The sequence below is a fragment of the Tomitella gaofuii genome (genome assembly GCF_014126825.1).
GTDB lineage: Bacteria > Actinomycetota > Actinomycetes > Mycobacteriales > Mycobacteriaceae > Tomitella > Tomitella gaofuii.
Genome location: NZ_CP059900.1, coordinates 2,691,942 through 2,707,212 on the forward strand (window position 1 = coordinate 2,691,942; position 15,271 = coordinate 2,707,212).

12 protein-coding genes are annotated in these 15,271 nt (G+C 71.6%); 1 reads left to right on the forward strand and 11 read right to left on the reverse strand.

Annotated features, from left to right (window positions below):
- Window positions 1–138 precede the first annotated feature (138 nt).
- Complete coding sequence (locus H4F70_RS12510; protein WP_268968399.1) at window positions 139–411, reverse strand: helix-turn-helix domain-containing protein; 273 nt, start codon at window positions 409–411, stop codon at window positions 139–141.
- Window positions 412–1,197: 786 nt separating this feature from the next.
- Between H4F70_RS12510 and H4F70_RS12515 the strand changes: the two genes are divergently transcribed.
- Entirely contained in the window at window positions 1,198–2,388 is a 1,191-nt protein-coding gene (locus H4F70_RS12515) for a hypothetical protein (protein ID WP_182357429.1), read from the forward strand.
- A 450-nt stretch (window positions 2,389–2,838) separates the two neighbouring features.
- Here H4F70_RS12515 and mutM read toward each other — a convergent pair whose 3' ends face one another.
- From mutM to H4F70_RS12565, 10 genes are all read right to left on the reverse strand, one after another.
- Window positions 2,839–3,852: a bifunctional DNA-formamidopyrimidine glycosylase/DNA-(apurinic or apyrimidinic site) lyase gene (mutM, locus tag H4F70_RS12520; protein WP_182357430.1), complete on the reverse strand. Its 1,014-nt coding sequence runs from the start codon at window positions 3,850–3,852 to the stop codon at window positions 2,839–2,841.
- Window positions 3,853–3,861: 9 nt separating this feature from the next.
- Window positions 3,862–4,614: a ribonuclease III gene (rnc, locus tag H4F70_RS12525; protein WP_182357431.1), complete on the reverse strand. Its 753-nt coding sequence runs from the start codon at window positions 4,612–4,614 to the stop codon at window positions 3,862–3,864.
- Complete coding sequence (gene rpmF / locus H4F70_RS12530) at window positions 4,611–4,793, reverse strand: 50S ribosomal protein L32 (protein WP_143908691.1); 183 nt, start codon at window positions 4,791–4,793, stop codon at window positions 4,611–4,613. Before rpmF ends, rnc begins: the two co-directional genes overlap by 4 nt.
- 3 nt (window positions 4,794–4,796) lie before the next feature.
- Window positions 4,797–5,486: a YceD family protein gene (locus tag H4F70_RS12535; RefSeq protein ID WP_235681088.1), complete on the reverse strand. Its 690-nt coding sequence runs from the start codon at window positions 5,484–5,486 to the stop codon at window positions 4,797–4,799.
- A 185-nt stretch (window positions 5,487–5,671) separates the two neighbouring features.
- Window positions 5,672–6,427: a DivIVA domain-containing protein gene (locus tag H4F70_RS12540; protein WP_182349546.1), complete on the reverse strand. Its 756-nt coding sequence runs from the start codon at window positions 6,425–6,427 to the stop codon at window positions 5,672–5,674.
- Between the two features lie 199 nt (window positions 6,428–6,626).
- Window positions 6,627–7,115: a pantetheine-phosphate adenylyltransferase gene (gene coaD, locus H4F70_RS12545; protein WP_182357432.1), complete on the reverse strand. Its 489-nt coding sequence runs from the start codon at window positions 7,113–7,115 to the stop codon at window positions 6,627–6,629.
- The gene (gene rsmD / locus H4F70_RS12550; RefSeq protein WP_182360385.1) at window positions 7,112–7,675 is read right to left on the reverse strand and encodes a 16S rRNA (guanine(966)-N(2))-methyltransferase RsmD; all 564 of its coding nucleotides are present in this window, start codon (window positions 7,673–7,675) and stop codon (window positions 7,112–7,114) included. The genes coaD and rsmD overlap by 4 nt, the downstream gene beginning before the upstream one ends.
- The gene (locus H4F70_RS12555) at window positions 7,672–11,076 is read right to left on the reverse strand and encodes a pyruvate carboxylase (protein WP_182357433.1); all 3,405 of its coding nucleotides are present in this window, start codon (window positions 11,074–11,076) and stop codon (window positions 7,672–7,674) included. Before H4F70_RS12555 ends, rsmD begins: the two co-directional genes overlap by 4 nt.
- 60 nt (window positions 11,077–11,136) lie before the next feature.
- Window positions 11,137–13,455 carry an ATP-dependent DNA helicase RecG gene (gene recG, locus H4F70_RS12560; RefSeq protein WP_182357434.1) on the reverse strand — a complete coding sequence of 773 codons (2,319 nt, stop codon included), beginning with the start codon at window positions 13,453–13,455 and terminating at the stop codon, window positions 11,137–11,139.
- Window positions 13,456–13,497: 42 nt separating this feature from the next.
- A complete protein-coding gene (locus H4F70_RS12565; RefSeq protein ID WP_182357435.1) occupies window positions 13,498–15,168 on the reverse strand; it encodes a DAK2 domain-containing protein in 1,671 nt (556 codons plus the stop codon).
- Window positions 15,169–15,271: the final 103 nt, after the last annotated feature.

The window sequence follows — 15,271 nt, forward strand, 5'->3', positions numbered from 1 at the left end:
CCGATACCGCAGATCTCCTTGACGTGTGTCGTCACTGACTCCCCGGAGGAAGTCGAGGTCGTCCGCGGTGCCTCGTGAAATGCGCCTGGCCCACCACGACCGGTCCTCCCGCCCTGCCGGCGTAGACCTCGACGGTGGTCATCGTGCGCGCTTCTTCGCGAGATTGCCCGCTCGTAGCCGGCCGATGTCGCTGCCAAGCGGGTCTACCGCCTCGACGACCTGCCCGAGTACGCCGAGGGCGCGGAGCACCTGAGCGACGTTGCCGAAGCCCACACCTGCGTTGCCGGATTCGATCTTGCGCAGGGTGTCGCGGGTGATACCGGCGCGCTCCGCCACCTGCTGGGCGGTGAGCCCCAGCACCATGCGCCAACCACGCACATGCTCGCCGAGCTCCGTGAGCTCACGGTCGATCCGGTATCCAGCCTTGCCACACTCCTGATGCTATGACGAGGATGACAGGCGCAACTGATAGTTATGGCGAGAGCAATATTCGTACCGCCGGTCAGAGCCTCACGCACACGGTGCCGAGAACATCCGACTGTCTCCGCAAACCCATCGCACATGACCGGCTCGACAGACCTGAGGAGCCAAGCCGCAACGTGGAGTTGGTGCGCGGCGTCGGTGGCGATGACGGGCTGGTGATGGGCGAGCCGACTTCGCCGCAGAGGGAGCCTGCCCCTGCAGCTCTGGATCACCGACAAGTCGACATGATGGGGGCACGATTGCCGATGAGGCGGACATTCGTGCACGCCGGTGGCGCACTGACGGACTGTTGTGCGCTCACAGTGCGACAGCGTCTTCGAGGGCAGAGGCGAAAACAGTTGATGACGGCCCGAAAACAGGCCGCGTGAGCAGGTTGCCGTTCTTCGGCGTCATCCCGACGAGGGTGTCGACGTTGGAGCCGCAGTGCGCGGCGCCAATAGCGACGGAACCGAAACGCCTCGGGTCGGTCGCACCGAACTCGAGCGGGCTTGTGCCATGCGACGTCGCCCCTCCTCCTCGCTCAGCTCTCGAATCCCGGTCCTGACACGATTCCGAACTGCGCAACATGTCGGTGTGTATCGGTATCAATGGGACATGGCTCAATCCTCGTCTGGCCGAAGGCCTCCCGCCGTCACCGACCTTTCCGTAGCTGACGCAGCCAAGCGCAGACAGCATGCGTCGCATCGGACGCAGCGCGTGCGGATCCGGGGGCTTGTGCTGGATCCACCCGGCTCAGCCGGGCCGGTCGAAGTCTGCGTCCATCACCAGTCCGACTGGGAGCTGATTTACAGAAACCCCGCGATCCGCGTGAAATGCCTCGTCACGTCCTGCGACACTCTGCTCACGGCGAAACGGATGAGCCGCAGCGGGCTGAGGTTCCTCGCGGTCCGTACCGGAGGCTGCTCCCACAACCTGGTGGAGATGCGCGTGGGGCGGGGAGACGTCGAACAGAATCCGTCCGATCTCGTCGGCGGCGGCGGGCCGGAGGGCGATGAGCACCGCTGGATGAAGGGCCGACTGTTCTCGATCGCGCGGAGCCTGGGTGCCGAGGCAGTAGTGGAGCACTCGCTGACGCGCGCGGACGTATTCCTTCCAGACCACGACCTCGTCCTCGAGTACCAGCGATGGTGCACGGATTTCCGCGCGCGAACGGCGCAGCGCTCGTCGACAGGGGCAGCGCGCACTGTCTGGATGTTCCCCTGGCAGCCACCCGATGCGCGTCGGACCCGCACACTCCAATCGTTCAACAACGAAGTCTTCGAGCATGGCGGCATCTACGTGGCCGTGCGGAACAAAGACAACCCCAGTGAGTTGCAGAAGCCGTGGGAAGACGCCTCGCAGGATCGCACGGCGCGTCTCTACGCGAGCGGGTCGATCGCGGTGTTCGACGCCGACCGCGCAGCATTGGTCCGTAAACAACTCTCATTGGCAACGGTCCTCGCAGAGATCATGAGCGGCGAGCGAGTCCTGACCCACGCCGTAGTGCTGACGAAGAGCAGCGGACGTAGGACACGAAAGCGCGTCTGGGTGCTGCGCGACGACCTCGCCCACGCTGAAGCAGCGCGGGAGAAACGACGACGCGCCCTGTGCGAAGCCCAGGTCACGAAACAACAAGCGGAGCCGCCGATCGAGCAGGCGGTCCAGACAGACGGTGTTTCAGCCGCAGAGCAGCGACACCCACCGCCTCGCGTCGACGTGCAGGTATCAGCTACATCGGTCGGGCTCCCCGCCAGCCCGCCAGCGGCCGAGACGCCGAACGATGGCTGCAGCGCGTCCGAAGGAGCTGCCGGTGAGGCCCTTACCGTGAACAGCACGAACCTGGCCGCCCGGCCGCCGACGAACCAGCGGCCCACGACACGTGGAACATGGTGGAAATCGATCGCCGACTGGCTTCGCCGACCATGACGGACCGGCCGGACACCATCCACGACAGGAACTGGGACGAGGAGAGGCACGTGTCGCGCGACCTCGTTCGCCTCCGACCGCGGCGGATCAATGTCGTGGCGTTGCCGGAGGACACTGGCCCCAGAGCAGCGGCGTCAACTGTGTCTCAAGCACCCCCGCCGGCCCGAAGGCGCCATTCGCCGACCGCGACGGCGATCACGTCACGCCATTCCGCGACGGCGCATTCGGGCGCTCCGGGTCGCCCCGCCACGGCCGCTGTGCTGTCACGACGAACACGTGATAAGTGTCGCCGACCGGCTGCGACCGCGGGGGCCGAGCTCGTGCTCATGCCGGTCGAGGGTTCCGCGCACGAGCACACCGACCGACGAACACGTCGACGTGCAGCCGATCGGAGGTACCACCGACCGGCACGGCAGAATCGCGGGATGTGTCGCGATACGCCGGACAGCACTACTGGCGCCTCCCCTGTTCAGCCCGTGGTCCGCGCTGACACCTCGGGCAGAAGTAGCTCGAGCGGTTCATGAACTGCGCCCGTGCGATCGGCGTGCCGCACCGCTCGCACGGCTCCCCCGTACGCCCGTAGGCGTTGAGGCTCCGGGAGAAGTATCCGGACTGCCCGTTGACGTTGACGTAAAGCGCGTCGAAGCTGGTGCCGCCCTGCGCGAGCGCGTCGGCCATGACCGCGCGCGCGGCTTCGACGACGCGGGTGAGCGCCGGGCGGGTGAGTGTGTTCGCCGGCCGGCCGCCGTGCACGCGCGCCCGCCACAAGGCCTCGTCCGCGTAGATGTTCCCGATGCCGGAGACCACCGTCTGGTCCAGCAGCAGGCGCTTGACCTCGGAGCGCTTCGACTTGAGCACGCGCACCACAGCGGCGACGTCGAACCGCGGGTCCATCGGATCGCGCGCGATGTGGGCGACCGGTGCGGGCACCGCCGTGCCGTCCACATCGACGAACGGCGCAGGCAGCCACCAGCCGAACGTCCTCTGGTCGACGAACTCCACGCGCACCACGTCCCCCGGCTCCGGGCCGCCGCCCAGGTCGAGAGCGGCCCGCAGGTGCCGGTGCGCAGTGACACGCTCCGCCGGGGGCGCGGCCGGGGCCGCACCCACCGGAACAGGAACCTCCGACACTGGAGCATCCGCCACGGGGCCGCCTGCCGCGCTACGGACGAGCATCTGCCCGCTCATGCCCAGGTGCACGACCAGCGCGGACCGCCCGTCGTCTTCTTCGGAGCGACCCGGTACAGAAAGCGGCACGCCGTCCAGCTCCAGCCACAGATACTTGCCGCGGCGGCCCACGCCGGTGACGACGGCCCCGCCGAGCCAGGACGCCATCGCCTGTGCACCCGGCTCGAACCGCCGCGCCGTCCGCTCGCTGTGGACGGCCGCGGAGACCACGCGCCGCCCGAGCACATGCGGCGCCAGCCCGGCGCGGACCACTTCCACCTCGGGAAGCTCAGGCATGGCCCTCTGTCAGCCTTCGCCCACGCCGGCCTCGTCCGGTGCGGGGAACTCCTCGGTGATCCGGTTCCACGCCTCCGCGGCGGCCTTCTGCTCGGCGACCTTCTTGGTGCTCCCCACCCCCACGCCGAACGCGCGCTCGGCGACGACGACGGTGGCGGTGAACTCGCGCTGATGGTCCGGGCCCGTGCCCTCGATCTCGTACCGCGGCACGCCGAGGTCCTTGACTGCGGTGAGCTCCTGCAGACTCGTCTTCCAGTCCAGCCCGGCCCCCAGGCGGGGCGCCCGCTCGATGAGCCCGGCGAAGAGCCGCAGGACCATCTCACGCGCGGTCTCCAGGCCGTGCTGCAGGTAGACGGCGCCGATCAGCGACTCCATGCCGTCCGCGAGGATGCTGGATTTGTCGCGTCCGCCGGTGAGCTCCTCGCCCTTGCCCAGCCGCACATACCGGCCGAGCCCGCCCGGCCCCAGTCCGCGCGCGACCTCGGCGAGAGCGTTCATGTTGACGATGCTCGCGCGCAGCTTGGCCAGCTCGCCTTCGGGCCGCTCGGGAAAACTCCGGTACAGGTGTTCGGTGACGACGACGCCCAGCACCGAGTCGCCCAGGAACTCGAGGCGCTCGTTGGTGGGCAGGCCGCCGTGCTCGTGCGCGAACGACCGGTGGGTCAGCGCAAGGGTGAGCAACTCACCGTCGACATCGATGCCGACCGCGGTCACCAGTGGACCGTGGTCGGCATCGTGGGTCGACGCACCCCGCCGCGTCATACGGCCGAGGTGACCTGGCGCCCCTTGTACGTCCCGCAGGACGGGCAAGCCGTGTGCGGGGGGATCTTGGCGTCGCATCCACGGCCGGCGCAGGTGACCAGCGTGGGCGCGGAGGTCTTCCACTGGCTGCGGCGCGACCGGGTGTTGGAACGCGACATCCTGCGCTTGGGAACGGCCACGGCTTAACTCTCCTCGGTTCGGTGGTCTGTGTCTTCCGGGGCGCCGCGGCGGGGCGAACTCCGCCCGCGCTCCACGTCCCGGTCCTCGGGCTGCACCGCCGCATCATCGAACTTCGCGGCGAGGGCGGCCCAGCGAGGATCCATTGTGTCATGCCCGTGCTCGGGACCTGCAATCGCCAGGTCGATTCCGCACACGGAGCACAGTCCGGGGCAGTCGTCCCGGCACAGCGGCTGCAGCGGAAGCTCCACACCGACCCCGTCGACGACGGTCTGCGCGATGTCGATCAGGCCGTCGACGACGCGGGGAACCTCGTCCTCGTCGGTGGTCTCCTCGGTGACGCTGTCCGGGAATGCGAACAGCTCGGTGAGGTCGAGCTCCACCGGCTCTTCGACCGGTTTGAGGCACCGGGCGCACTCGCCGACGGCCGTTCCGGACACCGTGCCGGACACGAGGACGCCCTCCATCACCGATTCGAGGCGCACGTCGATGTCCAGCGGGGCGCCCTCCTCGATGGCGATGAGGTCCAGTCCCAGTCGCTGCGGCGCGCGTGCGGTCCGGTGCGCGGCCTCCATCTGCCCCGGACGTCGGCCCAGCGGCCGCACGTCGAAGACGAAGGGGCTGTCCGCGTCCGGGCGCGCGGCACCGTGCCCCTCGGTCGAGCGGGGGTCTTCAGGAACGTCGTTGCGGGGCACGAGCCTCTCCGTGGAATCAGGGGTGGAAGATTCTGGGTTTGGGGATATCAGGGGCGGGATCGATGCTCCGAGCGCTGGTGCTTCAGCGTGCCGGGCGTGGCCCGCGGGGAAGCGGCGCCGGACGTCGAACGCGGCCGGACCAGGCTACTCGATCCGCCCGGCCCGCGCCCGCGGGCACTGTGGCGCTAGCGGGTGTTGCCGTATCGCTGCCCCGCGCCGAAATCGGGCTGGCCGGTGCTGCGCAGCTGCTGACGGCCCCGCCCCACCGAGCGCAGCGTCCCGGAGAGCAGATCCTCGAACTCCGCCAGCTTGGTGTCGACGTACACGTCGCATTCGCCGCGCAGCCGCTCGGCCTCCTCGTGCGCCTCGTCGACGAGCCGGGCGGACTCGGCGTGCGCGGACTGGACGACCTCGCTCTGCGAGACCAACCGCTGCTGTTCGGCCGCGCCCTCCGCGATAGCGCGCTCGTACGAGGCGTTGCCGGCCTCCATGATCCTGTCGGCCTCGGTGCGGGCCCGTCCCGTCGTGGCCTCGTACTCGCGGCGCCCGGACTCCACGGCCCGATCGGCGTCCGCCTCCGCGGCGGCCACCAGCTCCGCCGCGTGCGCCCGCGCGTCCTCGACCATGCGGTCGGCCTGGTCCTTGGCATCGGCGACCATCCTGTCGGCCTGCTCACGCGCGTCGGCCAGCGTCGCGTCGGCGTGCTCGTTGGCCCGCCCGACCAGGTGGTCGGCGTTCTCCCGGGCCTCGCCGAGCATCCCGTCGCGCCGGTCGAGCACGTCCTGCGCGTCGTCGAGCTCGGGCGGCAACGCCTCCTTGATGTCGTCGAGCAGGTCCAGAACGTCACCGCGAGGCACGACGCACCCCGCGGTCATCGGCACCCCGCGCGACTCCTCCACGATCACGACCAGCTCGTCGAGCGCCTCGAATACCCGGTACACCCTTACCCCTTCTCGTCGGATCCCGTCCGCCTTGCCGCGCCGGTGTTCCCCGGTCCAGTCTGCCCGCATCACCGCCCCGGCGTGCGACGACGGCGCCGGTGTGTCGCGGCGCGCCGGCCGCCGGGGCCGCCTACCGGTGACGCGGCACGTCTGGCCCTCATGGTGCGAGATGCCTCACAGACCGCGGCCGGCGGCACCGTCAGCGCGCCGCGCGCTCCGCCAGCCGCCGGAGCAGCGTCGCGTGCACGTGGTCCGGCAGCATCCCCTCCACGTCGCCGCCGAAGGTCGCGACCTCCTTGACCAGCGAACTCGACAGGTAACCATACTGCGGGTCGGCGGGCACGAAGAACGTGTCCACTCCGGTCAGCGCCCGGTTCATCTGGGCCATCTGCAGCTCGTAGTCGAAATCGTTCGCGCCGCGCAGCCCCTTGACGATAGCGGTGACGGCGTTGTTCTGCGCGTATTCGACGAGCAACCCGTGCCAGGAGTCCACCCGCACGTTGGGCAGGTCTCGCACGGCGTCCTCGAGAAGTTCGATGCGCTCGTCGACGCTGAACATGCCCTGCTTGGACTTGTTGATCATCACTGTGATGATCACCTCGCCGAACTGCGCGGCGACGCGCCGGAAGACGTCCAGATGACCGTTTGTCACCGGGTCGAAGGACCCGGGGCACACCGCGATGCTCATGAGCCCAGACCGTAACAGGTGGCGATCTCGATCCGGGTCTCTCCGTAGCGTTTGACGGCGACATCGCCGTACCCCTCGGGCCACGGCGTCGCCGCACCGCGGGACGCGCGTTCCACGACCACGAGCGCCTCGGCCGCCAGCCATCCGGCCGCGAGCGCCTCGAGGGCCGCGGCGACCTGCGCGTCCGGCACCGAGTAGGGCGGGTCGGCGAACACCAGGTCGAAGCGCCGCGGCGCCGGCTTCGCCAGCGCCGCCGCGACGGTGGACCGGCGCACATGCACGCCCCGGAGCCCGGTGGCGGTGATGTTGGCCGTGATCACGCGCGCCGCCCGTGCGTCGGACTCCACCAACAGCGCGCCCGACGCCCCGCGTGAGAGCGCCTCGAGGGCCAACGCGCCCGAGCCCGCGTAAAGGTCGAGCACCTGCAAGCCGGTGAAGTCCACCCGTGCGTCGAGAGCGCTGAACAGCGCCTCACGGACGCGATCGGAGGTGGGGCGGGTGCCGGCCCCCGGCACCGCGAGCCTGCGGCCCCGTGCGCTGCCGGTGATGATCCGCATCAGGATTCGATCTCGACGAGCAGGTCGCCGCCCTCCACCTGGGCGACCTGCGTGATCGCGGTACGTGCGACGGTGCCGGCCACCGGTGTGGTGATCGCGGCCTCCATCTTCATCGCCTCGATGCTCCCGACGACATCGCCCGCCGACAGACGGGCCCCGGCCTGGACGGCCAGGGTGACCACCCCGGCGAACGGCGCCGGTACGTGGCCGTGGTTGCGCGGGTCGGCCTTCTCGGCGCGCGGGCGGGTGTCCTCGACCCCGCGGTCGCGCACCTCGACGGGGCGCAGCTGCCCGTTGAGCGTGCACATCACCGAACGCATGCCGCGCTCGTCGGGCTCGGAGATCGACTCGAGCCCCACGATCAGCGTCTTGCCCGGCTCGAGCTCGATCCGGTGCTCGACGCCCGGGATGAGCCCGTAGAAGAACTCCGCCGACGGCAGCACAGAGGTGTCCCCGTAGGCGGCGCGATGCTCGGCCAGTCCCCGGGCGGGCCCCGGGAACAGCAGCTCGTCGAGCATCGCTCTGCGCTCGGCCGGCTGCCCTTCCAGGGCTTTCCGCTGGTCGTCGGTGATCGCGGCCGCCTGCTCGGGCGCCGCGCGCCGACCGCCGAGCACGGCCGTGCGCAGGGGTGCGGGCCAGCCGCCGGCGGGCTCGCCGAGGTCGCCGCGGAAGAACCCGGTCACCGAGTCCGGGATGTCGAACGAGCGCGGGTCGGCGGCGAAGTCGGCGGCCGTGGCACCGGCGCCGACCAGCGCCAGTGCGAGGTCGCCGACGACCTTGGACGACGGGGTGACCTTGATCAGCCGGCCCAGCATCCGATCGACCTCGGCGTAGGCGGTCTCGATGTCCTCGAACCGGTCGCCGAGCCCCAGCGCCACCGCCTGGGTACGCAGATTCGACAGTTGCCCGCCCGGAATCTCGTGGGTGTACACCCGGCCCGTCGGGGCGGGCAGCCCGGCCTCGAACGGCTTATACACCCCGCGCAGCGCCTCCCAGTACGGCTCCAGCGCGCACACCGCCGCCAGATCGATACCGGTGTCCCGGTCGGTGTGCGCGGTCGCGGCGACGATCGCCGACAACGACGGCTGACTCGTCGTCCCGGCCAGCGGCGCCGCCGCCCCGTCCACGGCGGAAGCGCCGGCCGCCGCCGCGGCCAGATAGGTGGCCAGCTGGCCGCCCGCGGTGTCATGAGAATGCACATGCACCGGCACCTCGAACTCCTGTACGAGCGCTCCCACGAGGCGCGTGGCCGCCGCGGGGCGCAGCAGCCCGGCCATGTCCTTCACCGCGAGGATGTGCGCCCCGGCGGCGACGAGCCGCTCGGCGATGCGCAGGTAATAGTCCAGGGTGTACAGGTCCTCGGCCGGGTCGGCCAGGTCCCCCGTATAGGCGAGCGCGGCCTCGGCGACCGCGGTGCCGGTGGCGCGCACCGCGTCGATCGCCGGGCGCATCTGATCGACGTTGTTGAGGGCGTCGAAGATGCGGAAGATGTCGATGCCGGTGGCCGCGGCCTCGGCGACGAACGCGTCCGAGACGTCCGTGGGGTACGGGGTGTAGCCGACGGTATTGCGGCCGCGCAGCAGCATCTGCAGGCAGATGTTCGGCGCCGCCTGCCGCAGCCGGGCGAGCCTGTCCCAGGGGTCCTCGCGCAAGAACCGCAGCGCCACATCATAGGTGGCCCCGCCCCACGCCTCGATCGACAACAACTCCGGGGTCGTCCGCGCCACATGGCGGGCCGCCGTGACCAGGTCATCGGTGCGCACCCGGGTGGCCAGCAGCGACTGGTGCGCATCCCGGAACGTCGTGTCCGTCACCCCGAGTGCCGACTGGTCGCGCAGCGCCGCGGCGAAGCCCTCCGGCCCCAACGCGGCCAGGCGCTGCCGCGACCCGCCGGGCGGGTCCACCGGCACGTCGCAGACCATCTGCTCGGCCGCGGGCAGCTTGTCTGCCGGACGCACGCCGGCGGGCCGCTCACCATGGGGCTTGTTGACGGTGACATCGGCGAGGTACTCGAGGATCTTGGTGCCCCGGTCCGCCGACCGGCGGGCGGTGAGCAGCCCCGGATGGGCGACGATGAATCCGGTGTGCACCGCGCCGGCGGCGAAATCGGCGTCGGCGAGCATCGCCTGCAGAAACGGGATGTTCGTGGCAACCCCGCGGATGCGGAATTCCGCCAGCGCCCGCCGCGCCCGCGACAGAGCGCTCGCCCGGTCGGCGCCCCGGCAGGTGAGTTTGACCAGCATCGAATCGAAATGCGCGCCCACCTCCGCCCCGACCGAGGTGCCACCGTCCAGGCGGATGCCCGCCCCTCCCGGGGTGCGGTACGCGGTGATCCGGCCGGTGTCCGGGCGGAAATCGTTGGCCGGGTCCTCGGTGGTGATCCGGCACTGCACCGCGGCGCCGCGGATCCGCACCGCGTCCTGGGTCAGGCCCAGATCGGCCAGCGACGCCCCGGCGGCGATCCGCATCTGCGCGCCCACCAGGTCCACGTCGGTGATCTCCTCGGTGACGGTGTGCTCGACCTGGATCCGCGGATTCATCTCGATGAACACATACCGGCCCGCCGCGTCGAGGAGGAACTCCACCGTCCCGGCACACCGGTAGCCGATGTGCCCGGCGAACGCGACCGCGTCCGCGCACATCCGCTTCCGCACCGCCGCATCGAGATCCGGGGCGGGCGCTTGCTCGATGACCTTCTGATGGCGGCGCTGCACCGAGCAGTCCCGCTCGTACAGATGCACCACCGCGCCGGTGGAATCACCGAGGACCTGCACCTCGATATGCCGCGGATCGATCACCGCCTGCTCGAGATACACCGCCCCGTCCCCGAACGCCGTGGCCGCCTCACGCGACGCCGCCGCGGCCGCCGCCGGCAACCCCGCCGGATCATCGACCCGTCGCATGCCCCGCCCGCCGCCACCGGCGACGGCCTTGACGAACACCGGAAACTCCAGCGAACCGGCCTGTGCGGCGAGCGCATCGATATCGGTGGTCGGCGCGGTCGACGCGAGCACCGGCAATCCCGCGGCGCGGGCCGCGTCGATCGCCCGCGTCTTGTTGCCCGCCAGCCGCAGGATGTCCGCGTCCGGGCCGATGAAGACGATCCCCGCCGCCGCACACGCATCCGCGAGGCCGGGATTCTCCGACAAGAACCCGTAGCCCGGATACACCGCGTCCGCCCCGCACTCGCGGGCCACCCGCAGAATCTCGTCGACGTCCAGATACGCGCGCACGGGATGGCCCGGCACCCCGATCTGGTAGGCCTCGTCGGCCTTGAGCCGGTGCAGCGAGTTGCGATCCTCGAACGGATACACCGCGACCGTCTGCACACCGATCTCGTACGCCGCGCGGAACGCGCGGATCGCGATCTCACCGCGATTGGCCACCAGAACCTTTGTGAGCATGCCTGCAAACCTACCTTCCGTGCACCAGGCTCCCACCCCGCGCGCAGGAACCACAGCAGCTCAGGCGCGGAAGAGGAACTCGCCGCGCTCGGTCCCCTCCACCGTCGAAACCATCTCCGCCAGTCCGGGATGCCGGGTGAGTCCCGGATCACGCTGCACCATGTCCGCGGCGAACTCGCGGGCGTCGACGATCACATCCTCGTCCTCGAGCACCGACAGCAGCCGCAGCCCGCTGGTGCGGCCGGACTGCGCGGTGCCGACCACGTCGCCTTCGTGGCGCAGTTGCAGGTCCAGCCGGGCCAGCTCGAAGCCGTCGGTGGTGGCCGCGACGGCTTCCAGGCGCGCGCTCGACGGCGCTCCGGCCGGGCGCCCGCTGATGAGGATGCACAGGCCCGGGGCCTGCCCCCTGCCGACACGTCCACGCAGCTGGTGCAGCTGGCTGACCCCGAAGCGTTCGGCGTCGAGGATCACCATGACGGTGGCGTTCGGCACGTCCACGCCGACCTCGACGACGGTGGTGCTGACCAGGACGTCGATGTCCCCTTCGGAGAATCGGCGCATCACGGCGTCCTTCTCCGCGGACGGCATCCGGCCGTGCAGAAGTCCCACGCTCACCCGGGCCAGGGCACCCTGCACCAGCTTGTCGTACACGTCCACCACTGCGTTGGCATCGGGCTGCGGAGACTTCTCCGCGCCGGCGCCCGAGCCGCCCGGGGCCGCGGGCTCCGGGGGCGGTGCGGCTACGGCTGACGGTTCGGAGGGCGGGTCGCCGATCCGCGCACACACGATGTACGCCTGCCGGCCGTCCGCGACCTCCTCGACGATCCGCTCCCACGCGCGCTTGACCCACCGCGGGTTGTCGGGCATCGACACCACCGAGGTGCGGATCGGGGAGCGCCCGCGCGGCAACTCACGCAGCGTGGAGGTGTCCAGGTCGCCGAACTCGGTGAGCGCGACCGTCCGCGGGATCGGCGTCGCCGTCATCACGAGCAGGTGCGGAGCGAACCCGGCACGCGCCTTGCCGTGGAGGCGGTCGCGCTGGTGCACGCCGAACCGGTGCTGCTCGTCGACCACCACAAGGCCCAGGTCGAAGAACGTCACCGCGTCCTCGAGCAGCGCGTGGGTGCCGACCACGATGCCGGCCTCGCCCGAGGCGATATCCAGCAGCGCGCGCCGCCTCTCGGCCGTGGTCATCGACCCGGTGAGCAGAGTGACACGCGTGCCGTCCTCCGCCCCGTCGAGCTCGCCCGCGCGGGCGAGCGGACCGAGCAGCTGCCGGATGGACCGGGAGTGCTGCACCGCCAGCACCTCGGTGGGCGCCAGCATGGCGCACTGGTGGCCGGCATCGACCGCCTGCAGCATCGCCAGCACCGCGATCACGGTCTTGCCCGATCCCACCTCGCCCTGCAGCAGACGGCGCATGGGGACGGCGCCCTCGAGGTCGCGGCGCACCTCGGCGAGCACCTGCTGCTGCCCATCGGTCAGCTCGAACGGGAGTCGCGCGGTGAACGCGTCCACCGCCGCCCCGGGCCGCCGGGCGCTCGCCGGCGCCGTGCCGCGCTGCTCGTCGGCACGGCGCCGGGCCAGCATGAGCTGCATCGATGCGGCCTCGTCGAAGCGCAGCCGGCCGCGCGCGGCCTCCGCCTCGTCCTCCGACGACGGCCGGTGGATGCCGCGCAGCGCGGCATCGAGCGACATGTGCCCGTACCGGGCGACGATGTCCGGCGGCACCGGGTCCGACACCGGCTCGAGCTGATCGAGCACCTGGCGCACGCACCGCATGATCGTCCACGTCTGCGCTTTGGCGGACGCGGGATAGATGGGAAGCAGGGCGCGGTCGAGGTCCGCGGCGGACAGGCCGTCGCCCGAATCCTGCAGGGCCTCCGCCATCCGGGCGAGCGAACCGCCGCCCTGCACCCGCTGCCCCGGGGCCAGCAGCGCCCCGCCGCCGGCGCGCGCCTGCGCGGAATCCGGCAGCAGCAGATAGTCGGGGTGCGTCAGCGTCAGCCGGCCGTTGAAGGTGCCCAACTGCCCGGAGAACAGGCCGCGCCGCCCCACCGCGATGTGATGGCGCACCTTGTGCGGGCTGAAGAACGTCACGCCGAGGCGGTTCCGGCCGTCGTCGAGCACCGCCCGGAGCAGCTTGCGGCGCGGATCGCGGCGGATGGGTCTGATATCCGCCTCCACCACCCGCGCCGCGATGGTGACGTGTGCGCCGGAGGCGAGGTCCTCCGGCGCCATCAGGGAGCCGGCCCGCAGGTACCTGCGCGGATAGTGCCGCAGAAGATCCCCGGCGGTGCGCAGCTCGAACTGGTCCGCCAGCACCGCCGCCGTCGCGTCACCGAGCAGCAGGTCCAGCCTGTCCGTGAGCGTCGCCACCGCCGCCCCCTCCGTTCTCCCGCATCAGGATCCGCGGGGCCGTCACTCGACCCCGATCTGCAGCACGTCGCCCGACTGCAGACCCGGGAACACCGACAGCTCCACCGCCGGATGCCGCTGCTCCACGTGCGCGCGAGCAGCCGACACCAGCTCATCATCCGCCGCGGCACCGACAAGAAGCGTCACGAGTTCCCCGCCCGTGCCGAGCATCAAGTCCAGCAGGGTCGCCACCGCCGTCGACGCGCGGGGCTCGACCACCATCACCTCGCCGCCGATCACGCCCAGCGCATCGCCCGGTTCGCATGTGCCGGACCACGTCAGCGCGCGGGTGTCGGCGATGCGCAGGTGCGCGCAGCGCGTCGCGGCGGCCGCCTCCGCCATCGCGTAGGTGTCGTCGCTCGACGGGCGGTGCGGATCGTGCACCGCGATCGAGGCCAGCCCCTGCACCGCGGACGAGCACGGCAACGGCAGCACCTGCTGCCCCTGGCGCCGGGCGGCGGCGCTGACCACCACGAGGTCCTCGGAGCGCACGAGCCCGTTCGGCAGCACGAGGACCTCGCCGGCGTCGGTGTCGCCGACGGCGGCGAGCAGAGCGGAGCCCGAGGCGGAGCCGTCGACGGGCAGCACCCGCGCGCCCGCCGCCTCGAACAGCGGCACCGCGCCCGCGCCGTCGACCACCGCCAGCACCGCGCGCCCGGGGCGCAGACCCGTGTGCCGTCGCTGCTGCACGCCCAGATGGGTGATGCGGACCTTCCGGATCCGGCCGGCCTCGAGCCCGCAGTCCACGGCCCGGCCCGCGTCCTGCAGGTGCACGTGCACGGACCGGCCGCCGGTGCCGTCGCCGACGATCACCACCGAGTTCCCCGCCGCCTCCAGACTGCGGCGCAGCGTGGACACGGCGGCGTCGTCGGCGTCGTCGAGCAGGTACATCACCTCGTACTCGTCGGCCCCCGCCGCGCAGCCCTGCGCAGCGGGGGCCGCCGCCGCGTCGGACAGGTCCAGCCTGGTGATCGCGGCGCCGGAGCGCCCCAGTGCCGCGTCGACCGACCGGACGAACGTCGGCCGCTGCACCCGACGCCCCGACAGCGTCTCGGCCAGGCAGTCGAGAACCACCAGCAGGCCCAGGCCGCCCGCATCCACCACGCCGGCCGCCTCGAGGACGTCGAGTTGGCGTGTCGTCCTGCCGAGAGCCTCGTACGCCGCCTCGGCCGCGGCGTGCGCCGCAGCCGTGAGCGTCCCCTCCCCCGCGCACCCCTGCGCGGCCGCGTCGATCACGGTGAGCACAGTGCCCTCCATCGGCATGCTCACCGCGTTGCGGGCGAGCAGCGCCCCGTGCGCCAGCCCGGCGCTGAGCCCCCGGCCGTCGAGGGCGCCGGTCCGGCCGTCGTCGGCCGCCTCCTGCGCGAGACCCACGAGCACCTGCGACAGGATCACGCCGGAGTTCCCGCGTGCCCCGTCCACCGCTCCCGCGGCGAGATCCTGCAGGGCGGCCGCGGCCGTCGGCGCCCCGACGTCCCCCCCGGAGGCCCCGGAGCCCCCGGCGACCCGGCCGGCCGCGGCGGCGAAGGTGTGCATGATGTTGGTCCCCGTGTCCGAATCCGGCACCGGGAACACGTTGAGGGCGTCGATCTCGCCGCGCCTGCAGGTGAGCGCGTCCACGCTCGCGTCCGCCCAGCGCCGGACCGTCGCCGCATCGAATACGGGATCACGCACAGCCGGATTCCCCCTTCGCTGGTCCTGGCCGCGGGCCGCCGCCACCCGCACCGCAAGGCTAGCCGCGGCGGGCGCGGTTTGGCGCGGACGGCCGCGGGGCGCT

What these genes read in the sequence shown, in the direction of transcription:
- mutM (WP_182357430.1), bottom strand. Translation starts at nt 3,852, where the DNA reads ATGCCTGAGCTTCCCGAGGTGGAAGTGGTCCGCGCCGGGCTGGCGCCG.
- rnc (WP_182357431.1), bottom strand. Translation starts at nt 4,614, where the DNA reads ATGACGCGGCGGGGTGCGTCGACCCACGATGCCGACCACGGTCCACTG.
- coaD (WP_182357432.1), bottom strand. Translation starts at nt 7,115, where the DNA reads ATGAGCATCGCGGTGTGCCCCGGGTCCTTCGACCCGGTGACAAACGGT.
- H4F70_RS12555 (WP_182357433.1), bottom strand. Translation starts at nt 11,076, where the DNA reads ATGCTCACAAAGGTTCTGGTGGCCAATCGCGGTGAGATCGCGATCCGC.